Here is a 19,470-nt window from a genome sequence, read left to right as displayed (position 1 = left end):
ATGGGGTCAGAGCCCTTTGCCGGTGGCAAAGGGATCCGACCCCGGCGCCGCATCAGGCAACGATCAGCGTTACATCAATGTTGCCGCGGGTGGCGTTGGAGTACGGGCACACGATGTGCGCCTTCTGCACCAGTTCTTCCACCTGCTCGCGCGGCACGCCCGGCACGTTGATGGTCAGCTCGGCCTCGATGCCGAAGCCGGTCGGGATCTGGCCGATGCCGACCTTGCCGGTGACGGTGGTGTCGGCCGGCAGCGCGACCTTGGCCTGGCCGGCCACGAACTTCAGCGCGCCCAAGAAGCAGGCCGAGTAGCCAGCGGCGAACAGCTGTTCCGGGTTGGTGCCCGGGCCGCCGGCACCACCCAGCTCGCGCGGGGTCGACAGCTGGATGTCCAGCACGTTGTCGGACGAGACGGAACGGCCTTCACGGCCGCCGGTGGAGGTGGCCTGGGCGGTATACAGAACCTTTTCGATGGACATCGGGATGCTCCTGGTCAGTGGGTGGGAGTTGCGTTGGAGCCTACTTTGCCCGGTTTCTGCGTACGCTGGGTTGCAGTCCGTACGAAAAACTTGATTGATCGTCCTGCTGGCCTAGATTGTCCACTCGCGGTCGGTGGTGAACATGATGGTCAGCCAGCGGTCCGGCGAGGCCTCGCCCAGCGCATCGCCGATCTCGTCGCGCAGCTGGTCCCATTCCAGCAGGGGCCGCGGCGGGTCGTCCTCGCGTACCACGAAGAACAACTCGATCTGCTCGCCACGCCCCACCTGGGCGACGTAGCTGCGATGCTCGACGAAGCCATGCTTGGCCACGATCGCGCGTGCCACCGCGTCCACGTGCGCCTGCAGTTCCGGCGGGGTGACCAGCAGGATGCCGGCCAGCGCCCGGCGCACCGTCCCGAGCGGGGCGATCATCACCAGCACGCAGACGAAGGCAAGGATGGCCGGGTCGATGTACGGCCCGACCCAGGCCAGCGAGGTGCCGCGCACCAGTACGCCGCCAAGGAAGGCCAGCAGGTAGCAGGCCGACATGCTGGCGGCGATCACCCAGTTCTTCGCGTCCAGCGCGATGAACTCCGAACCGATGCGGCGGTTGGCGCGCAGCACGAACCAGGCCAGCGCACCTTCGCCGATGATCGACAACCCGGCGAAGGCGATGGCTGGGCCGAGTGCGATGTGGCGGCCGCCGGACATCAGCGCATCCACCGCATTGACCAGCGCATACAGTGCCGCGCCGATCATCAGCGTGCCGCTCACCCCCAGCACGATGGGCTCCAGGTGCCAGAAGCCCATGGTGAAGCGCTGGTTGAGCCGCGACTGCAGCGCGTCGGTGCTGGTGGACAGTGCGATCAGACGCGCGACCAGCAGTGACAGCCACGTCATCACCACATCGATCAGGCCGTAGATGCCATCGAAGATGATCAGCGAGGAATTGGCCAGAAGACCAAATACCACCGCAGCGGCAGCCAGCAGCAATGAGCCTGCGATGGACAGGCGCAGCACGCCTTGTTCGGTACGCGCATCGAAGAAGCGTTCGGTGTTGGCAGGCATGCGGGAATCCAGCGGGAAATGGGCTGCGGAAGCAGCGCGTTGCCATTCTATCCAGCCTGCGGCACGTCGCCATGACCACGCCCGCACAGCGCCAGGAAAAGTCACCAGACTGGTAACCGTTTGCGGATTGACGGGTGCACACCCGAAGCGTATCGTTTGTACCACGATGACATAGAAGCCTCCGGTGACCCCGGGGGCTTCTTTCGTTTGCGCCGTCGCGCGCTGCGAGGTCACCGCCACCGGCCCTGACGGCCCCGTCGCAGCCGTTCTGTTTTCCGCCCCGATCCTGCCTTTCCCGCGCCGTCCTGGTGATCGCGTGGGGCGCCGCCGTGCGCGCAGGATCGGGGCACTCCACATCCATCAACGAAGGAGGATTCGATGCCCCTGCTGACCCTTGAGCAGTGCCGCGCGCACTGCCGTATCGACGGCGATTTTGACGACGCCATCCTGGGTGACCTGCTGGCCGCAGCCAGCGACGCAGCCGCGGCCTACCTGGGCCGCGAGCTGTACGCCGACCAGGCCGCGCTGGACCAGGCGCTGGACCAGCTGCCGCAGGACATGGCGGCGGCGGTGACCGGGCATGAAGCCGCGGTTGCCGCCGCCAATGCCGAGACCAACGCGGCCAAGGCCAAGGCCATGCGTGATGTGGCCGATCGCCGCCTGGCCGTGGCGACCGCGCGCAGTGCGCGCCTGCTGCAGGGCATGCCGGTCAACGACAGCATCCGTGCAGCGGTGCGCCTGTTGCTGGGCCACCTGTACGCCCATCGCGAAGCCGTGGTCGTCTCCGCGCAGACGTTCGATGCACCGGCAGGCGCCGCTGCCATCGCAATGGAGCTGCCGTTCGGCGTGGCCGCGCTGCTTGATCCGTACCGATCGGCAGCAACGCCATGAACGCCGGCCACTTCAATCGCCGCATCCGCATCGAGCGCCAGGACGGCCAGCTCGATGCGTGGGGGCAGCCGCTGGACGCCTGGCAGCCGGTGGCAGAACTGTGGGCCGCCATCATCGCCGACCGCGCAGACAGCGTGCAGCGGCTGACGCTGGAAAGCCGCCTGCCGGCAACGATCCGGCGCCAGCGCTTCCATGTCCGATTGGCAGCCGCACGACAGGCAGGCATCCAGGCCGGCATGCGCATCGTGCATGACGGTCGTGTTTTCAACATCACCGGCGTTGCGCCCGACTTCAGCCGGCGCCAGACCACGGTGCTGTTCACCGAACAGTCTTCAGGCATCGCCTGAGCGACGCCAACCAGGACACCGCGATGAGTTACGAAGCACAGCTGCACGCGCTGCTGGCCCCGCTGCTGCAGGGCCGGCTGTATCCCGACCTTCCGCCGGAACCGGTCATCTATCCGTGTGCCGTCTACCAGCAGATGGGTGGACAGTCCGTGTGGTTCAACGAAGGTTCCATTCCCGAACAGAAGCACGCTCGCGTGCAGCTGACCGTCTGGGCAGACAGCCGCGCCCAGGCCAACACCCTGATCCGCAACATCGAGGATCAGGTATGCGCAGGATTGCCGACCGCCGAATCGTTCGGCGCTGCAATTGCCGTGCATGAGCCGATGCTGCACAAGTACGGCGCGCGGCTCGATTTCGGCCTGTGGTACGTCGACCCGTAAACCGCATCACCCGTGCAACACCCCAGCCCGGCATTCGCCGGGCTTTCTTTTATCCAACGAGGAAATACACCATGGCACTCAAGCTTCCCAAGGGCACCCAGTTCGGCTTCGCACCGGTCGTCTCCACCGCGATCGCCACCAGCGCGATCTCCAAGGCTGCGCCGGCGCTGGCCAGCGTTGCCGCCAACAGCGTCGACACCGGCGATGTGGTGGTCATTGAACTGCCGGGCTGGCCGGCCCTGAACAACCGCGCCACCCGCGCCGGTGCTGAAGCCACCGGCAGCGTTGAACTGCTGGGCATCGACACCACCGATACCGTGCTGTTCCCCGGTACCAGCGGTGCCGGTGTACTGCGCAAGGCGGGCGCCTTCGTCGACCTGGACCAGCAGGGCGACCCGACCACCGCCGGTGGCGAGCAGCAGTACTGGAGCGGCACGCTGCTCGAAGACCCGACCGGTCGCCAGGTTCAGATGCCGACCTTCAAGAACGCCAAGACCATCACCCTGCCGCTGTTCTACGATCCGAAGAAGCCGTGGTATTCGGCACTGAAGAACGCTGACGCCAAGGGCGAGCCGGTGATCCTGCGGGCCAAGCTGGTCGGCGGCGACGTGCTGTACTGGTACGGCTACCTGAGCTACAACGGCGACCCGACCATGGCCGCCAACACCCCGATGGGCACCACCGCGACCTTCACCGCGCTGGCAGACTCCATCCTGGTCGAGGGCGCCTGATGTTCCAGGTCAAGGCGCCGGAGAGCTTCAAGAGCACCCTGACCATCGTCGGTCACGGCCGCGAGCAGAAGCTCAACCTGACCTACCGGCACCTGTCGGTAGCCGACTACGCCAGCCTGCTGGAGCGTCTGGGCGATGACACGTTGAGCGTGGCCCAGGCCATCCTGGACATCGTGGTGGACTGGGATGCCGATGTGGCGCTGGACACCGCCGGCGTCGAGCTGGCGCTGCAGCAGCAGGCCGGCCTGGATGGCGCCATCATCGGTGGCTACACCCAGGCCCTGCAGGTCGCACGCAAGGGAAACTGATCGAGGCGGTGGGGGCCCTGTACTGGCGGGCCCCCACCGAGTCCGAGCTGATGAAGCTTGGATTGAAGGCAAAGCACTTTCCACCACCGCAGGTCGAGCTGTGGCCGGAGTGCGTGCTTCCCATCGAACTTTTTTCGCGGGTTGCCACCCAGTGGCGCGTCGGCGCAGGTGGCCCGATCGGGCTGGATTACAACGTGGTCTACCGGGAGCTGGAGCGCGAAGCGCTCGACGGCGACCAGCATGACGAGGTGATGGCGGCCATCCGCATCATCGAACGCGCTGCCTTGGAGCAGATGCAACAGGAATGAGCCGGCCATCGCGGCAATGCCGATGGCCGATCCCGGCTCCGCCGAAGCGGAGCCGACTCTCCCGAGGAACACTCAATGAGCACTACATCGCCTGGCAGCACACGGACCACCGTGGAGGCCAGCAACGCATTGGAAACGGCCATGCAGGCAGCAAGGCGCGGCATGACCGAGATGACCGGCACCACACAGGAGTTCCAGCGGCAGCTGGAGAAGATCAACACGGTGCAGCAGGCATTCAATGCCGTGCTGACCACCAGCGCATCATTGGTCACCGCACTGTCCACGCAGCTGACCGCCCTGAACACGCAGCTGCAGGCGGCGGCGAAGGCAGGAACAACCGCAGCGGGCGCGGACGCCGGCAAGGCTGCAAGGAAGGAAGAGAAGGCCCAACAGGACGACAAGGGCCTGGCAGGCATCCGCAAGGGCCTGGGCGGCGCGCTCGGCGACTATATCGGCAAGACCGAAAACACCGCCACGGCTGCCAAGAAAGCCTTCGACAAAGCATTCACCGGCGCCGACGAAGCGTTGAGGAGCTTCGTGACCACCGGCAAGTCCAAGTACAAGGAACTGGCCCAGTCCATCCTGTCCGACCTCAAGATGATCGCCGCACAGCAGGCACTGGTCTGGGGGGCGAGGAAGATCGCCGGCTTGATGGGGGTCGACCTGACGCCCAAGGATGCAGCGACGGACGCGGCGGCGGTGGCTGCAGGCGTGGCGACTGCCAAGGACGCCAAGGCCGGTGATGCCAAGGCGGGCGAAACCAAGGACGCCAAGGACACCAAGGGCACCACAGGACTTTCGGGGTTCCGCAAGGGCTTCGGCAGCGCGCTCGGCGAGTACATGGAAAAGACCGAGAACTCCGCCAAGTCCACCCAGGATGCCTTTTCCAAGGCGTTCACCGGCGCAGAGGCGGCACTGCAGAGCTTCGTGAAGACGGGCAAGTCCAACTACAAGGATCTGGCCAAGTCGATCATCGCCGATCTAAAGATGATCGCCATCCAACAGGCAATCGTCTGGGGCGTCAAGAAGATCGCGGGCCTGTTCGGATATGGCACGGGGGTGGAGGCCAACGCCAACGGTGGCGTCTACCAGTCGCCGAGCCTGTCGGCCTATTCCGGCGGTGTCTACAACACTCCGCAGCTGTTCGCCTTCGCCAAGGGCGCCGGCGTGTTCGGCGAAGCGGGACCGGAAGCGATCATGCCGCTGCGGCGCGGGCCGGACGGCCGCCTGGGTGTGGCCGCGCACGGTGGCGGCGGTGGCGGCGGAGTGGGAGTCAGCATCCGCATCGACAACAACGGTGGCAAGGAAGTCACCACCAACGAAAGCATGCTGCAGCAGTTCGGCAACGAGATCGGCCAGTTCGTGGAACGCAAGTACCGCGAGCTGCAGAGTCGTGACCTGAAGGCAGGTGGTGTGCTCAGCAGGAGTGCCATGCAATGACCGACACCTTCACCTGGCCGGCAACCAGCCAGAGTACTGGAACCACCACCGCCGCCTTGAAGCGCGCGAAGTTCGGAGATGGCTATGCGCAGGCCGCTGCCGATGGCCTGAACGCCACTTCACGCAGTTACCAGCTGCAGTTCGTCGGCAACCGCAAAACGATCAACGAGATCGTGACCTTCCTGGATGGTCATGCCGGCCGCAGCTTCCTGTGGAAAGGGCCACTGGGGCAGGGGCTGTACATGTGTGATTCCTACACCGACAGCCATCTCGGCGGCCAGGTATCGACCATCACCGCCACATTCGAACAGACCTTCCACGCGTAGGCATGAGCATGGATCTTCAACGGATCGACCTGGATACCATCCAGCCCAACGGAAAGCGGGGGGAGACCCAGCGGCCCGCCTTCACCAAGATCAACCAGAACTTTCAGGATGTTGCGTTGGCGCTGGAGGGAATCCCTGGTGCCATCGCAGACTCAGTCTCGGGAAAGAACCGTTTGATCAATGGGAATTTCGAGCTCTGGCAGCGTGGGGACAACTTCACCGCCGCCGCTGCCTACTGTGCAGACAGATTCTTTGCACAGCAGGGAGGGATGGACGGAGCAGTCATATTCAAATCACCCGTTGCCCCGGGCGATTCGAACTTCCCGAGAAGCCTGTTTACGTTGGCCGCCAATTGCAACGGGAATCACAACGCCGCCGGACACCATTTCCTGTTCGAGCAGCGTGTGGAAAGTGTGCGGACCTTTGCCGCATCGGAGAGCACGCTATCCTTCCTGGTCTACAACGCAGGCACCGCAGGCAGAAAGATCGCAGTCGAGTTCCTGCAGCGCTTCGGAACGGGTGGAAGCCCCACTGTCACGGCGATCCAGCCGGAAGTTTTCACGCTCGCACAGGGCCTGAACCGGATCAGCAAGACCGTCAGTCTTCCTTCCATCTACGGTAAGACGCTTGGCGGTGGCGATGATTCGGTCGTCTGTGCGGTATGGCTCTCAGCGGGCAGCGACTTCAACGCGCGCACAGGAGGGCTCGGCGCGCAGGCAGGCCAGTTGTACTTCGGTGAAATGCAATGGGAAGCCGGCGCACGGGCGACCCGCTTCGAGTGGAGATCACCGGCCCACGAGCTTGCGCTGTGCCAGCGCTACTACCAGAAGTCCTTTCCTGTTACAGAGGTTCCCAACAGCAGGAGCAGCTCCGCCGTCCATCGGAACGCCGTGGCCTTCAACAGTGGCACCTGCCGGGTTGTTGCAGAGTTCAAAGGCACGATGCGCAGCACGCCAAAGCTGCTGTTCCATGCAGGCGGAGAAGGTGGTGACATCGGATCGCCGAGCTTCTGGAGGTACTACGACGCCGCGGGCGGAACATGGCGCGCGGGAACGCTGACTAACGTAGTCATGGCAACGAGCCAGGCGTTCATGGCTGACGTAGGCGGTGCGGGCTTCCTGGTAAGCGGCTCTGTTCTACTGGCAGGCCACTACACCGCCGATGCCGAACTCTGAGTGTATTCATGCGTCTGCGGGATCGGGCGGAAAGCCGTGAGATCCGCCCATTGACGGAATGAAAGTACTCAGACCCCGAGCGGACGCCGCCGATTCACCTCGTTCAAGGAGCCAACAATGGCAAGAAAGATCATCGACCTCGATTCCGTTCAACCGAACGGAAAGCGGGGTGAAACACAGCGCCCGGCGTTTACCAAGATCAACGAGAATTTCGCCGAGGTCTACGACGCGTTGACCGAGGTCGCGAAGATCCCGGAAACCGTGGCGAATGCCATCACCGAGCGCGTTCCAGGCAGGAATCTGCTCATCAATGGCGCCCTGCAGTTCTGGCAACGCCGTACATCTGGTCGTGTCGGCACTGGGTCGGGGACGCTGGGCGCGGAAGTGTTCTTCGCCGACCGTTTCACGAACTCGGCGCTGGTCTGCAACCACGACGTACAGCGGGTGGCGTACGACGGGCAGGCCGGATTTCCGGAAGACACACGGTCGATTCTGGTCTGCACCGTATCCGAGGCCATCACCAGAAGTGGCGCCTGGATGGGGCAGAAGATCGAGGGTGTCCGCAGTACAAGTGGAGACATCACGATCTCGGTATGGGCGAACTCTGATGCGCCCGGTCGCAGTGTGGGCGTGCGTGTCATCCAGGATTTCGGAACCGGCGGCTCACCCTCGCCGCAGGTGGTGCTGGAAGCCGGTGTGCTCACACTGGGCACCACCGCCAAACGTCACAGCATCACGGTGACGTTGCCGAGTACCCGGGGAAAGGTGCTCGGCAGCAACGGCAACGACCACCTCTACGTAGTGTTCGACCTGTGCGGTGCTGGTCAGAAGGGCGAGCTGGTGGCACAGAACGGCTCGTTCGGCTTTACCCAGTTCCAGGTCGAATCGGGCCGCGCAGCGACATGCTTCGACTGGCGGCCGCCAGGTGTGGAACTGGCGTTGTGCCAGCGCTACTACGAGAAGAGCTACAACCTCGACATCGTGCCCAACACGGCGCACAACGAAGGGCGCGAGGCATTCTCGATCAACTCACCGGGGATGGCGCATTACCAGAGCGTGCGATTCCAGACGGCAAAGCGTGCCCATCCCTACGTGATGATCATCTCGGCCGACAACATCCAGCAGGATGGGCACATCGCGGAAGACAACATCTCCCGCGTGCCCTGCCTGGTCAACTACGCCTCGCCTTCCGGGTACGAAGTCAGCTGGACCAACAATCCAGGCCGCTGGGGCGGCTGGTGGCATTGGTGGGCCGACGCCGAGCTTTGACGGGGCGCCCGCAGGGAACAGGACGACAGCAATGACGAGAAAAATCATCGACCTCGATACCGTTCAGGCGAACGGTAAGCGGGGTGAAACACAGCGCCCGGCGTTTACCAAGATCAACGACAACTTCGCCGAAGTGTATGGCGCGCTGGATTCGCTGGAAAGCGCATTGCAGAGCGCGGCTCCAGGCAGGAACCGCCTGATCAACGGCAACTTCGATTTCTGGCAGCGGGCCACCACTGGCACCACCCAAGGCGGCGAGATCTATGTGGCCGATCGTTGGACCGTGGCAGCGCTAAGCTGCACGCATACCGCAAATCGCGGGGCCAATCTTCCTGCCGGCGGAGCCGCGCCGGAATCGCGCCGTTTCCTCAACAGCGTTGTCTCCAAGGTCAGTGCTGGCAGCAGCGCCTATGTCGCACAGAAGGTCGAAGGGGTCGCCACGCTGTCCGACGGCGAGGTGACGGTTTCCGGCTTCGCCTATGGCCCGCCAGGAAAACGCATCGGTGTTCGTCTCATCCAGCACTTTGGCACCGGTGGTTCGCCGTCCGCCGCGGTCAGCGTAGAGCTGGGAACCGTAGCGGTCACCGCCGCGTCCTGGACCTATTTCCAGCTCAGTGCGCGATTGCCATCGGTGAAGGGGAAGACGCTGGGCAGCAATGCCGACAGCGATTTCCTGTGGCTGGTGGTGGATCTGTGCGCCGATGCCTATGGCGGTGTCATCTCCGGTCAGAGCGGAGAGTTCGGCCTTGCGATGATGCAGCTGGAGCGCGGCGACAGGGCGACGGCATTCGACCTGCGCCCGCTGGCCCACGAGCTGCAGCTGTGCCAGCGCTATTACGAGAAGAGCTACAACCTGGATGTGCCGCCTGGCACGGCCGATGGCATCGGACGCGACAACCAGTTCTACGACCGCAGTGTCGGCGTTGGCAGCACCTCGCATATCCGGTGTCGCGTGCCCAAGCGGGCCATCCCAGCCTACACGGTCTACAGCGATGTGAACGGGCAGGCAGGGCGCATATCCGGCGCAAGCGGCGGCATCGGCACGGTGACGTCCATCGTATATGCCGGCCAGTCCGGCGCACAGGTCAATTACCAATCCGCCGCAGGCAACTGGGGCTCCTCCTTCCATTGGACCGCCGACGCGGAGCTATGACATGTATCAACTGACCGAAGAGATCGACACCATCAAGTGCCTGCAGACCGGCGCCTTCATTCCACGTGGCCACCGTCTGTGGAATGACTATGAAGCCTGGTGTACGGCAGGCAATGAGCCGGAGCCGGTACCGCCGCTGTTCGCACCCGGCTCGGCGCAGTTCCATCGCTTCATCCGCGGAAAGGCGTGGGAGTGGATGGCCCAGTGTGCCCGCGATCGCGGCTATGACAGCATCGAGAGTTGCTGCAGCTACGCGGGCAGTGCGGTGCCGCGCTATGCGCAGGACGCCATCGCCATGATTGCCTGGCGCGACGGGGTCAACCTCGCATTGGAGACTATTGAGTCCACCGCCGAGGAGACCGCGCCGGACTGGCGGCAGGTCCAGGCGCAACTGCCGCAGCCGGATGCATTCGGCTGGCCTGCCGAGCAGGCGCCGGAAATCATCGGCGGCTGAGGAGGACGACGCATGGCACGACGCACAATCGACCTTGATACCGTGCAGCCGAACGGAAAGCGGGGTGAGACGCAGCGGCCGGCCTTCACCAAGGTCAATGAGAACTTCGCCGATCTCTACACGGATCTGGATGAACTCGAAACCACGGTGCAGGATCTCCGGCGCAGGCAGAACGGCCGGAACCGGCTGATCAACGGTGACTTCAGGTTCTGGCAACGGGGCAGCAGCCGCACTGTGGTGTCGCCTCTGGCGGTGTATGTTCCCGATCGCTTCCAGGTGGTATGCACCGGGGCGGGGCAGGTCGCGGTGTCACGCCGCAGCTTCGATGCCCCGGCATTCGGGGTCACGGGATTCATGAACTGCGATCTCACCGGATCGACGGCCGCGACCGAGGCGTTCGTCACCCAGCCGGTGGAAGGCGTGCAGACGCTGGCGGGAAGTACCGTGACGCTGAGCATGCAGGCATGGGCCGCGACGCCGGGCTGCCGCATCGGCGTTCGCTTCATCCAGACGTTTGGTACCAATGGGTCTCCGGATGTGACGGTCCGGGCAGGCGTCCAGGAGATCGGCACCGCGGCCGCGCTCAGGTACTTCACCGTCGAGTTGCCATCCATTGCTGGCAAGACCGTGGGAGCCAACAGCAAGCTGCACGTCATCGTCGACTTTGCGACACCCGGTGGTTATGGCGGACAGCTTGTCGGCCAGTCTGGGTCCTTCTCGCTGACCTGCATGCAGTTGGAGAAGGGGGCGACACCTACCGACTACGACATGCGTGATGACGCAACCGAGTTGATGTTGTGCCAGCGGTACTACGAGAAGAGCTTCCCGCTGGAACAGGCACCGCAGCTTGGCATGCCGTCACCGCAGGGCGTCGCCGCCGCGTTCCAGGCAGGCCTGGCGCGCAGTGAGCAGATCTCCTTCAAGGTCGCCAAACGCACTGTGCCCGCACTCACGCTCTACTCCAACAGTGAAGTGGCGCCGGCCCTCGGTTACTGGTCGTTGTTCAACGGCAACGGGTGGTCACGCGGAATGGCTGTCCCGCTGTTCCTTCGTCCCGATGGATTCACGCTTCAGCTTGATTTCGGTTCTGGCCTGACGCCGTTCTATGCCTATCTGGTGGGCGGCAACTGGGCGGCTGACGCCGAGATCTGACCCCCTGGCCGTCAACACCGGCGCACGCAGCGAGGACTGCACATGACACGAAGAATCATCGACCTGGACACCGTCCAGCCCAACGGCAAACGAGGTGAGACCCAGCGGCCGGCATTCACCAAGATCAACGACAACTTCGCCGAGATCTACGCTGGTCTGGACGACGCGCAATCGGCGCTCATGCATCTGGAAGGCCGCATGGCCGGAAGGAACCCGCTCATCAACGGCGACTTCCGGTTCTGGCAGCGCGGTGCAGCGTTCCCTGCATCCACGGGCTCTCGCTACATCGCTGACCGCTGGGCGGTCAATGCCATCGGCACCAGGGTGGCTGCCTCACGCGAGGATGTGCCTCCAGGCGGCGGCCAGGGAGGGCGCCTGCTGGCTGGGTCGCGCCACCTGCTTCGGCTGGAGGTGCAGAGCGTTGCCGGTGCCGGCAACATGGCGCTGGTCCAACAGCGCATCGAGGATGTCCGGACACTGGCCGGGCGCACCGTCACGATCAGTTTCAAGGCGCGCGCCTCGGTGGACGACTTCCGCATCGGCGTGGAGTTGCAGCAGTCCTACGGAACGGGTGGGTCTACCGCGCGCGACAGCATCGGCGCCTCGGTCGTGCTCGATACGCTGTGGCGATGGCACCAGGTCACCGTGGAAGTTCCCGGTCTTGCCGGCAAGACGCTGGGCCCGGACAGCTACCTGCAACTGGGCTTCTGGCTGGACGCAGGTGCCGATTTCGGCGGCCGCGCGTTCGCCGCCGGGCAGAAGAGCGGCAGCGTGCAAGTGGCCGAAGTGCAGATCGAAGAAGGCGATACCGCCACCGACTTCGACCGCCGGTCCGAAGCACTGGAGCTGCTGTTGTGCCAGCGCTACTACGAGACGGTGGATGTAAACCGGATCATCGGCATCACCTACACCGCCAACGGCGACACGCGAGCGTGCATCCCGTTCAAGGTGCGCAAACGCTCAGCACCCAGAATCTCCTCGCCGTCCACCGCGCTGAACCTGGTGGGCTTCGGCAATGCCGGCAACCTGGTCAACTTCGACGGCGGAGCGCCCAGCTGGCAGTCCACGGTTGACGCGGCAGTCATCGCCTCGATGCCGAACAACATGCAGCTCTGGGGCGCGGTGGTGGTGTGGTCGACCACCTCGCAGGTGCTGGTCCAGGCCGATGCGGAGCTCTGAGCCATGACAACCCCCGCTCCGCAGGCGCCAAAGCACGCCTGCTTCACCACCACTGCCTCGCTGCGCCCAGGCCACCACGTCATCGTACCGTGCGGCCAGGAACGGTACCCCGTGCCACCCCCTCTTCCCAATGCCGCACAGGAGAACACCCCATGATCACCGCCGATGCCCAGCAGCTTGAGCCGGGTGGCCGCATCACCGTCTATGAACTCGACGCCAGCAGTTTCGGCGCCGACAAGCTCTTCTTCCACGCGCACCTGCAGAGTGGCCTCATCTGGTGGCAGGGCCAGGAATATGGCCCCTGGCCGATCGAGGCCAGCGGCTTCGAGCGCACCAGCGACCAGCCGCCGAACCCGCGCCTGCGCGTAAGCAACATCGATGGCCGCATCACCGCCATGTGCCTGTTGTTCGATGACCTGGTCGGTGCCCGCATCATCCGCCGGCAGACACTGGCCAAGTACCTGGATGCCGCCAACTTCGAGGAAGGCAATCCCAGCGCGGATCCTGGCGAGCACTTCCCTGATGAAGTCTGGTTCATCGAGCGCAAGATCGGTGAGGACAAGCAGATGGTCGAATTCGAGCTGACCACCGCGATCGATCTCAATGGGCAGCAGCTGCCGGGCAGGCAGATCATCGCCGGCATGTGTGGCTGGCTGGTGCGTGGCGGTTATCGCGGCGCGTACTGCGGCTACAACGGTCCAGCGGTGGCCGACAGCGACGACGTCGCCACCGATGATCCGGCGCGTGACCAGTGCGGCGGTCGGGTACGCAGCTGCAAGCTGCGCTTCGGCCAGGACAAGCCGCTGCCCTATGGCGGCTTCCCCGCCGCGGGCCTGTTGCGCTCCTGATCGATCCCCTCCCGATTCCACTTTCCAGGCCCGCCCGCGCGGGCCTTTTTCATGGGTGAAACATGCAACCGACAACCCTGCAGGCCATCCAGGCGCACGCCGTGGCCGAGTACCCGCGCGAATGCTGCGGGCTGATCGTGGCCATTGAAGGCCACGAACGCTATCTTCCCTGCCGCAACGTGGCCGCCACGCCCAGCGAGCATTTCCGCCTGCCCGCTGAGGACTATGCCGTGGCCGAGGACAAGGGCGAGGTGCTGGCCCTGGTGCACAGCCATCCCGATGCCGCCGCAACGCCGTCCGACGCCGATCGGGTCATGTGCGAGCGCAGCGGGCTGACCTGGCACATCGTCAGCGTCGGCCAGGTAACAGGCGAGGCACCGCTGTGCGGTGATCTGCAGACCCTGCATCCCACGGGCTACATGGCACCGTTGGTCGGTCGCCAGTTCGCCCACGGTGTGCTGGACTGCTACAGCCTGGTCCGCGATTTCCACGCACGCGAACTGGGCATCCCGCTGTCCGAGTACGAACGCCAGGACGACTGGTGGAGCCACGGCCAGGACCTGTACAGCCTTGAACGGCTGCACGCCGAGGGCTTCGACCTGATCGAGGGCGAGCCGCAGCGGGGCGACATGATCCTGATGCAGATCCGCTCGCCGGTCACCAACCACGCGGGCATCTACCTAGGCGACGGTCAGATGCTGCATCACCTGCATGGGCGCCTGTCCGAGACCGTGCCGTACGGCGGCATGTGGGCCGAGCGCACCCGCTGCATCGTCCGCCATCGCGGGGTGCGACATGACTGACCGCCTTCGTACGATCCGCCTGTACGGCAAGCTGGGTGCGCGCTTCGGGCGCAGGTTCCGGCTGGCGGTGAACAGCCCGGCCGAGGCGGTGCATGCACTGTGCACCATGCTGCCAGGATTCCAGCAGTACCTGATGGGCGCAAAGGCCAAGGGCATGGAGTTTGCCGTGTTCAACGGCCGGCAGAACCTGTCGCGGGATCAGTTGCACGACCCGCCGGGACAGGATGACATCCGCATCGCGCCGGTGCTGGTGGGCAGCAAGCGGGGCGGTGTACTGCAAACCATCATTGGCATCGTGCTGATCGTTGTGGGGAGCTACACATCTTGGGCTGGCGGAGCTGCACTGGTATCAACCGGCGTCAGCATGGTGGTTGGCGGGATCACCCAGATGCTCTCCCCCCAGCCGAAAGGCCTGGGCGCCAAAGACACACCCGAAAACGCACCCAGCTACAGCATGAACGGCACCGTCAACACGCAGGCGCAAGGCAACCCCGTGCCGGTCGCCTATGGCGGCCATGACACCAAGGGCATGTTCATCGGCTCGGCCGTGATCAGCGGCGGCATCCTGGCGGAGGACCAGTTTTGAATCAGACCACTCATCCCACGCCGCGCACGCGTGGCGCAGCCACGCCAGTGCTGGCGGGTGCCAAGAAGGGCGCGAGCAACGCCCGAACCCCGGTCGAAACCGCCGACAGCCTGCACTCGATGGCGGTGGCCCGCATCATCGACCTCGCCAGCGAGGGCGAGATCCGTGGCCTGGTCGCCGGCAAGCAGTCGATCTACCTGGACCAGGTGCCGATCGAGAATCCGGACGGCACGCTGAACTTCTCCGGCGTGGACGTGCAGACGCGTTCCGGCACCCAGGACCAGGAGCACATCAGCGGCTTCCCCTCCATCGAGAACGAAGTCGGGGTCAACGTCGAGCTGCGCAGCGATGCGCCGGTGGTGCGCACCGTATCGGGTGCCGATCTGTCAGCCGTCCGTATCCGCTTTGCGGTGCCGGCGTTGCAGAAGACCAACACCGAGAACGGCGACACTGAAGGCTACCGGATCATGTACGCGGTGGATCTGTCCACCGACGGCGGCCCGTTCAGCACGGTGCTGACCGATGCCTTCAGCGGCAAGACCACCAGCCAGTACGAGCGCAGCCGCCGCATCGATCTGCCTGCCGGCAGCCAGTGGCAGGTGCGCATCCGCCGGCTGACCGCCAACGCCAACAGCAGCACCATCGCCGATACCGTCAACGTGCTGTCGATGACCGAGATCATCGATGCCAAGCTGCGCTATCCGAACTGTGCGCTGGCGGCGGTGCAGGTTGATGCCAGCCAGTTCCAGAACATTCCCACCCGGTCCTACCAGCTGTGGGGCCGCATCGTACGCATCCCCTCCAACTACGATCCGCTCAGCCGTCTCTACAGCGGTGTGTGGGACGGTACCTTCAAGAGTGGCTGGACCAACAATCCGGCCTGGGTGTTCTTCGACATCGTCACCAACGATCGCTTCGGCCTGGGCCATCGTGTTCCGCTGGACTGGGTGGACAAGTGGCGGCTGTACCAGATCGCGCGCTACTGCGATGAACTGGTCAGCGATGGCCAGGGCGGCAAGGAGCCGCGCTTCACCTGCAGCCTGTATCTGCAGACCCGCGCCGAGGCCTACCGCGTGCTGCAGGACATCGCCACCATGTTCCGCGGCATCAGCTTCTATGCGGCGGGGCAGGTGATGGCCTCGGCCGACATGCCCAAGGACCCGGTGCTGACCTACAGCCAGGCCAACGTCATCGAAGGGCGCTTCCACTATGCCGGCAGCAGCCGCACGGCGCGGCACACGGTGGCCCTGGTGTCGTGGATCGATCCGGACGACTTCGGCCGGCAGAAGGTCGAAGTGGTGCAGCACCTGCCTGGCGTGGCCCGCTACGGCATCAACCAGACCGAAGTGACGGCGGTGGGCTGCCACTCGCGTTCGCAGGCGCAGCGCGTGGGCAACCACATCCTGCATACCGAGATGCTGGAAACCGAGACGATCAGCTTCTCGGTGGGCCTGGATGCGCTGGGCTGCATGCCCGGTGATGTGATCCAGGTGGCCGACCCGAACCGCGCCGGCCGCCGCAATGCGGGCCGCATCCGTAGTGCGGGTACGCGCAGCCTGGTGCTGGACCGCATGCCGGAACAGATCGCGGTCGGTGACACCCTGCGTGCCACCCTGCCCAGCGGGCAGACCGAAGCACGCACGGTGCAGTCGGTGGACGGCGAGACGGTGACCGTCACCGCGCCGTGGTCGGCGGTGCCGGTGGCGCAGTCGGTCTGGGCATTGGAATCGCCGGAGCTGGCCCTGCAGCACTATCGCGTGCTGTCGATCAGCGAAGGCGAGGACCTGACCTATCAGATCACCGCGCTCAAGCACGTGCCGGGCAAGTACGCCGCCATCGACGATGGCACGCGCCTGGAACAGCCGCCGATCAGCATCATCCCGCCCAGCGTGCAGCCGGCACCGGCCAACGTGCGGATGGCCTCGCATGTGGTGGTCGACCAGGGCATCGCTACCTCCGTGCTCACGATCGAGTGGGATGCTGCAGACAAGGCGATCGGTTATGACGTGGAATGGCGCCGTGGCGATCTCAACTGGGTCCGTGCTGGTCGCGTCGGGACGCAAAGCCTGGAAGTGCGGGGCGTCTACGCAGGCGAGTATCTGGCCCGCGTACGCGCGGTCAATGCGCTGGGCGCGGTGTCGCAGCCGACGCTCAGCGCGCTCACCACCATTGAAGGCAAGACGACGCCGCCACCGGCATTGACCTCGCTGACCGCGCGCAGCAGGGTGTTCGGCATCGAGCTGGGCTGGCAATTCCCGGCAGGCGCCACGGATACCGAACGCACGGAGCTCTGGTACAGCACCAGCCCGGATCGCGCAGCGGCCATCAAGCTTGGCGACTTCGCCTATCCACAGTCGCGGCACCAGATGAACGGTCTCGCGGCGGGCGCACGCTTCTGGTTCTGGGGGCGCCTGGTCGATCGCAGCGGCAACGTGGGTCCGTGGCATCCGGTGGAGATGGGTGTTCTGGGCGAGTCCAGCAGCAACCCATCGGACTACGACGCCTATTTCGCCGGCCGCATCAACGAAAGCGCGCTGGGCCAACAGTTGAAGGGCAAGATCGAGCGCGTCACCGAAGTGCTGCCGCTGGTCTGGGATGCCGAGGCAACCTACAGCCCAGGGCAGACCGTCATCCACGACGGCAGGATCTGGAGCTGGCAGGGCGCCGCTGCAGGCAACGAGACGCCGCCGGGCAGCCACTGGAAGAACATCGGCGACGCGATCGCCGAGGCGGGTGCCATCGTCGGCCGTGTCGACCAGCTGGAAATGGACGTGACCGACGTCGATGGCAAGGTGGCTGCGCAGGGGCAGAAGGTCGACGGCCTGTTCGCCCAGGTCAGCGACCACACTGCCGGCGAGGAGGACTACAACGTCGGCGAGAACGATGTCAGCGCCGGTGCCATCACCGTCTACAGCGTGATGGCCGAGAAGGACGCGGCACTGGCTAAGCGCGTGGACACGGTCGAAGCGTCCATCGAAGGTGTTCCAGGCAAGATCGAGGGCGTCAGCGCCGCGGTCCAGCAGGTCTCGCAGGCCGTGGTCAACCTAGATGGCAAGGTCAGCGCGACCTATACGGTCAAGGCGCAGATCACCAGCGCCGGGCAGATCTACATGGCCGGCATGGGTCTGGGCGTGGAGCAGCAGCCAGATGGCAGCTATCAGAGCCAGATCCTGATGCAGGCTGATCGCTTCGCGCTGATCAACACCAACAGCGGGCAGGTCAGTGCGCCCTTCGTGGTGCAGGGCGGGCAGACCTTCATCAGCCAGGCACTGATCGGCAACGGCTGGATCCAGAACGCCATGATCGGCGACGTGATCCAGTCCAATGCGGTCGGTGCCGGCGGGCAACCGCGATGGAGGCTCGACAAGAACGGCACGTTGACGATGAACGGCCCCGAGAACGGCGGCCGCCTGACCATCAATGACAGTGTCATCCACGTTTACGACAGCAACGGCCGCGTCCGCGTCCGCATGGGGATCTGGTAATGGCAACAGGTATGCAGATATTCGGCCCGGATGGGCAGATGTGGTTCGACACCAATGATCGTGCCGGCAAGATCATGGGCACTCTCTCGGTCGTTGGAAGCTCGTCCAGCAGCGTGGGCCTGGCCGGCCTGGGTGAGCCATTTGCCATCCTGCCCAGCCCTGGCTCCGACAGTTGGCAGGACCAGAATGGCAATCAGTTTTCCGCGCCTGCGCTGGGGTACATGTCGTTTGTCGACGGCGGCAATACATTGCGGATGCAGTTCACGTTCTCGCCGATTGCCAACCCGACTGCTTCCATCTACTACGGAGTCTTCTGATGTCTGTTGGTCTTGAAGTCACCAATGACAGCGGCGTTCCGGTTCTTGTGAACGCACATTCCTTCGTCTTCTTCTCGATAGCCAAGGGCACGCAGTCCATTGCAAGCAATACGTCCGCCTATGGCGCGAGCGGGTTTGTAAGCCTTCCCGCACAGAGCGTGCCGTACCTGGTGTTCATCCGCTGCAATGGCGGATCCGCACAGGTGATGTCAGCGCTGAATGGCTTTTACTGGAGCATGGGGCAAGGGACCACCAGCTTCGAGTGGTGGGCATGGGGGCGGGCGGTCAACAGTGGAAGTACAGGCATGCAGGTCTACAACGCCGACGGATCCATCCAGTGGGATATGTCAAACCGTCCACTGCGCATCGCTGGTTTGGTCGATAAATCGGGTGGAAGTGTTCCAGGCTTTACCGAGATGTCCACCGACAATGTGAGGCAAGGGCCACTGTTCAACGGTCCTGGTGAGAATCTCGCCTATCTGATGTCCGACATTGGACTGTGCCATGACATCTACGCCTACTACGGAAGTGGCCCGACCATTCGCGGCAACATGCGCTATCAGCCGTACATCAATACTCCAAATGCTTCGCAGGTGCGATTGAACTACTGCAGGCGTAGAGAGAACCGTCAACGTTCGTTGAGCGGCGCGTCCTACCAGAGTTTCACGGGACAGTTGCCGAACTTCCTGATTGCCGCACACACCTACTAGCCTGAATCAGGCCCGTGCAGGCGGCCATTTGAGCCGCCTGGGCCTAGACTGCGCCCCTCCTA

At 64.4% G+C, this 19,470-nt stretch carries 22 protein-coding genes; 20 read left to right on the top strand and 2 right to left on the bottom strand.

All coding sequences use genetic code 11. From position 1 onward, the window contains the following. Positions 1 to 52 precede the first annotated feature (52 nt). Together ACUVWL_RS16325 and ACUVWL_RS16320 are read right to left on the bottom strand one after the other, a co-directional pair. The gene (locus tag ACUVWL_RS16325) at positions 53 to 478 is read right to left on the bottom strand and encodes an organic hydroperoxide resistance protein (protein WP_004153735.1); all 426 of its coding nucleotides are present in this window, start codon (positions 476 to 478) and stop codon (positions 53 to 55) included. Positions 479 to 589: 111 nt separating this feature from the next. Next, positions 590 to 1,546, bottom strand: a complete 957-nt coding sequence (locus tag ACUVWL_RS16320; protein WP_014645594.1) for a cation diffusion facilitator family transporter — start codon at positions 1,544 to 1,546, stop codon at positions 590 to 592. 378 nt (positions 1,547 to 1,924) lie between these two features. Between ACUVWL_RS16320 and ACUVWL_RS16315 the strand changes: the two genes are divergently transcribed. The 20 genes from ACUVWL_RS16315 to ACUVWL_RS16220 all read left to right on the top strand — a co-directional run bounded on the left by ACUVWL_RS16315 (position 1,925) and on the right by ACUVWL_RS16220 (position 19,408). Then, positions 1,925 to 2,437 carry a head-tail connector protein gene (locus ACUVWL_RS16315; RefSeq protein ID WP_014645595.1) on the top strand — a complete coding sequence of 171 codons (513 nt, stop codon included), beginning with the start codon at positions 1,925 to 1,927 and terminating at the stop codon, positions 2,435 to 2,437. After that, positions 2,434 to 2,784 (top strand): head-tail adaptor protein, encoded by a 351-nt coding sequence (locus ACUVWL_RS16310; RefSeq protein ID WP_014645596.1) that lies wholly within the window; start codon positions 2,434 to 2,436, stop codon positions 2,782 to 2,784. The genes ACUVWL_RS16315 and ACUVWL_RS16310 overlap by 4 nt, the downstream gene beginning before the upstream one ends. Before the next feature lie 23 nt (positions 2,785 to 2,807). Beyond that, positions 2,808 to 3,164 (top strand): tail completion protein gp17, encoded by a 357-nt coding sequence (gene gp17, locus ACUVWL_RS16305; RefSeq protein ID WP_014645597.1) that lies wholly within the window; start codon positions 2,808 to 2,810, stop codon positions 3,162 to 3,164. Between the two features lie 71 nt (positions 3,165 to 3,235). Further along, positions 3,236 to 3,895 (top strand): phage tail protein, encoded by a 660-nt coding sequence (locus tag ACUVWL_RS16300; protein ID WP_014645598.1) that lies wholly within the window; start codon positions 3,236 to 3,238, stop codon positions 3,893 to 3,895. Continuing rightward, the gene (locus ACUVWL_RS16295; protein ID WP_014645599.1) at positions 3,895 to 4,203 is read left to right on the top strand and encodes a phage tail assembly chaperone; all 309 of its coding nucleotides are present in this window, start codon (positions 3,895 to 3,897) and stop codon (positions 4,201 to 4,203) included. The genes ACUVWL_RS16300 and ACUVWL_RS16295 overlap by 1 nt, the downstream gene beginning before the upstream one ends. Positions 4,204 to 4,253: 50 nt before the next feature. Further along, complete coding sequence (locus ACUVWL_RS16290; RefSeq protein ID WP_014645600.1) at positions 4,254 to 4,511, top strand: DUF1799 domain-containing protein; 258 nt, start codon at positions 4,254 to 4,256, stop codon at positions 4,509 to 4,511. Positions 4,512 to 4,586: 75 nt separating this feature from the next. Next, complete coding sequence (locus ACUVWL_RS16285) at positions 4,587 to 5,951, top strand: phage tail tape measure protein (RefSeq protein WP_126411612.1); 1,365 nt, start codon at positions 4,587 to 4,589, stop codon at positions 5,949 to 5,951. Further along, positions 5,948 to 6,277: a phage tail protein gene (locus ACUVWL_RS16280; protein ID WP_445978567.1), complete on the top strand. Its 330-nt coding sequence runs from the start codon at positions 5,948 to 5,950 to the stop codon at positions 6,275 to 6,277. The genes ACUVWL_RS16285 and ACUVWL_RS16280 overlap by 4 nt, the downstream gene beginning before the upstream one ends. Positions 6,278 to 6,279: 2 nt before the next feature. Next, positions 6,280 to 7,452: a hypothetical protein gene (locus ACUVWL_RS16275; protein ID WP_445978566.1), complete on the top strand. Its 1,173-nt coding sequence runs from the start codon at positions 6,280 to 6,282 to the stop codon at positions 7,450 to 7,452. Positions 7,453 to 7,569: 117 nt separating this feature from the next. After that, positions 7,570 to 8,721, top strand: a complete 1,152-nt coding sequence (locus tag ACUVWL_RS16270) for a hypothetical protein (RefSeq protein WP_445978565.1) — start codon at positions 7,570 to 7,572, stop codon at positions 8,719 to 8,721. Between the two features lie 31 nt (positions 8,722 to 8,752). Then, the gene (locus tag ACUVWL_RS16265) at positions 8,753 to 9,874 is read left to right on the top strand and encodes a hypothetical protein (protein ID WP_445978564.1); all 1,122 of its coding nucleotides are present in this window, start codon (positions 8,753 to 8,755) and stop codon (positions 9,872 to 9,874) included. Position 9,875: 1 nt separating this feature from the next. Further along, positions 9,876 to 10,328 carry a hypothetical protein gene (locus ACUVWL_RS16260; protein ID WP_049441823.1) on the top strand — a complete coding sequence of 151 codons (453 nt, stop codon included), beginning with the start codon at positions 9,876 to 9,878 and terminating at the stop codon, positions 10,326 to 10,328. A gap of 12 nt (positions 10,329 to 10,340) precedes the next feature. Further along, positions 10,341 to 11,480, top strand: coding sequence for a hypothetical protein (locus ACUVWL_RS16255; protein WP_053494634.1), 1,140 nt, complete (start codon positions 10,341 to 10,343; stop codon positions 11,478 to 11,480). Between the two features lie 42 nt (positions 11,481 to 11,522). Beyond that, the gene (locus ACUVWL_RS16250; RefSeq protein ID WP_164077527.1) at positions 11,523 to 12,659 is read left to right on the top strand and encodes a hypothetical protein; all 1,137 of its coding nucleotides are present in this window, start codon (positions 11,523 to 11,525) and stop codon (positions 12,657 to 12,659) included. Between the two features lie 152 nt (positions 12,660 to 12,811). After that, a complete protein-coding gene (locus ACUVWL_RS16245; RefSeq protein WP_014645608.1) occupies positions 12,812 to 13,507 on the top strand; it encodes a phage minor tail protein L in 696 nt (231 codons plus the stop codon). A 62-nt stretch (positions 13,508 to 13,569) separates the two neighbouring features. After that, positions 13,570 to 14,310, top strand: coding sequence for a C40 family peptidase (locus tag ACUVWL_RS16240; RefSeq protein WP_032956266.1), 741 nt, complete (start codon positions 13,570 to 13,572; stop codon positions 14,308 to 14,310). Beyond that, on the top strand, positions 14,303 to 14,896 hold the full coding sequence (locus ACUVWL_RS16235; protein WP_049405454.1) for a tail assembly protein: 594 nt from the start codon (positions 14,303 to 14,305) through the stop codon (positions 14,894 to 14,896). Before ACUVWL_RS16240 ends, ACUVWL_RS16235 begins: the two co-directional genes overlap by 8 nt. Then, on the top strand, positions 14,893 to 18,381 hold the full coding sequence (locus ACUVWL_RS16230) for a host specificity protein J (RefSeq protein WP_445978563.1): 3,489 nt from the start codon (positions 14,893 to 14,895) through the stop codon (positions 18,379 to 18,381). The genes ACUVWL_RS16235 and ACUVWL_RS16230 overlap by 4 nt, the downstream gene beginning before the upstream one ends. A gap of 38 nt (positions 18,382 to 18,419) precedes the next feature. Beyond that, positions 18,420 to 18,698 (top strand): hypothetical protein, encoded by a 279-nt coding sequence (locus ACUVWL_RS16225; RefSeq protein WP_227863853.1) that lies wholly within the window; start codon positions 18,420 to 18,422, stop codon positions 18,696 to 18,698. Next, a complete protein-coding gene (locus tag ACUVWL_RS16220) occupies positions 18,698 to 19,408 on the top strand; it encodes a hypothetical protein (protein WP_041862971.1) in 711 nt (236 codons plus the stop codon). Before ACUVWL_RS16225 ends, ACUVWL_RS16220 begins: the two co-directional genes overlap by 1 nt. Positions 19,409 to 19,470: the final 62 nt, after the last annotated feature.

It is taken from the genome of Stenotrophomonas muris (genome assembly GCF_052751275.1).
Note: the sequence above shows the minus strand (reverse complement) of the source record. Positions and strands in the feature narration are given on the sequence as shown.

What these genes read in the sequence shown, in the direction of transcription:
- ACUVWL_RS16245 (WP_014645608.1), top strand. Translation starts at nt 12,812, where the DNA reads ATGATCACCGCCGATGCCCAGCAGCTTGAGCCGGGTGGCCGCATCACC.
- ACUVWL_RS16285 (WP_126411612.1), top strand. Translation starts at nt 4,587, where the DNA reads ATGAGCACTACATCGCCTGGCAGCACACGGACCACCGTGGAGGCCAGC.
- ACUVWL_RS16280 (WP_445978567.1), top strand. Translation starts at nt 5,948, where the DNA reads ATGACCGACACCTTCACCTGGCCGGCAACCAGCCAGAGTACTGGAACC.
- ACUVWL_RS16295 (WP_014645599.1), top strand. Translation starts at nt 3,895, where the DNA reads ATGTTCCAGGTCAAGGCGCCGGAGAGCTTCAAGAGCACCCTGACCATC.
- ACUVWL_RS16315 (WP_014645595.1), top strand. Translation starts at nt 1,925, where the DNA reads ATGCCCCTGCTGACCCTTGAGCAGTGCCGCGCGCACTGCCGTATCGAC.
- ACUVWL_RS16275 (WP_445978566.1), top strand. Translation starts at nt 6,280, where the DNA reads ATGAGCATGGATCTTCAACGGATCGACCTGGATACCATCCAGCCCAAC.
- ACUVWL_RS16310 (WP_014645596.1), top strand. Translation starts at nt 2,434, where the DNA reads ATGAACGCCGGCCACTTCAATCGCCGCATCCGCATCGAGCGCCAGGAC.
- ACUVWL_RS16255 (WP_053494634.1), top strand. Translation starts at nt 10,341, where the DNA reads ATGGCACGACGCACAATCGACCTTGATACCGTGCAGCCGAACGGAAAG.
- ACUVWL_RS16235 (WP_049405454.1), top strand. Translation starts at nt 14,303, where the DNA reads ATGACTGACCGCCTTCGTACGATCCGCCTGTACGGCAAGCTGGGTGCG.
- ACUVWL_RS16320 (WP_014645594.1), bottom strand. Translation starts at nt 1,546, where the DNA reads ATGCCTGCCAACACCGAACGCTTCTTCGATGCGCGTACCGAACAAGGC.
- ACUVWL_RS16270 (WP_445978565.1), top strand. Translation starts at nt 7,570, where the DNA reads ATGGCAAGAAAGATCATCGACCTCGATTCCGTTCAACCGAACGGAAAG.
- ACUVWL_RS16250 (WP_164077527.1), top strand. Translation starts at nt 11,523, where the DNA reads ATGACACGAAGAATCATCGACCTGGACACCGTCCAGCCCAACGGCAAA.
- ACUVWL_RS16300 (WP_014645598.1), top strand. Translation starts at nt 3,236, where the DNA reads ATGGCACTCAAGCTTCCCAAGGGCACCCAGTTCGGCTTCGCACCGGTC.
- ACUVWL_RS16260 (WP_049441823.1), top strand. Translation starts at nt 9,876, where the DNA reads ATGTATCAACTGACCGAAGAGATCGACACCATCAAGTGCCTGCAGACC.
- ACUVWL_RS16220 (WP_041862971.1), top strand. Translation starts at nt 18,698, where the DNA reads ATGTCTGTTGGTCTTGAAGTCACCAATGACAGCGGCGTTCCGGTTCTT.
- ACUVWL_RS16265 (WP_445978564.1), top strand. Translation starts at nt 8,753, where the DNA reads ATGACGAGAAAAATCATCGACCTCGATACCGTTCAGGCGAACGGTAAG.
- ACUVWL_RS16240 (WP_032956266.1), top strand. Translation starts at nt 13,570, where the DNA reads ATGCAACCGACAACCCTGCAGGCCATCCAGGCGCACGCCGTGGCCGAG.
- ACUVWL_RS16325 (WP_004153735.1), bottom strand. Translation starts at nt 478, where the DNA reads ATGTCCATCGAAAAGGTTCTGTATACCGCCCAGGCCACCTCCACCGGC.
- ACUVWL_RS16290 (WP_014645600.1), top strand. Translation starts at nt 4,254, where the DNA reads ATGAAGCTTGGATTGAAGGCAAAGCACTTTCCACCACCGCAGGTCGAG.
- ACUVWL_RS16225 (WP_227863853.1), top strand. Translation starts at nt 18,420, where the DNA reads ATGTGGTTCGACACCAATGATCGTGCCGGCAAGATCATGGGCACTCTC.
- gp17 (WP_014645597.1), top strand. Translation starts at nt 2,808, where the DNA reads ATGAGTTACGAAGCACAGCTGCACGCGCTGCTGGCCCCGCTGCTGCAG.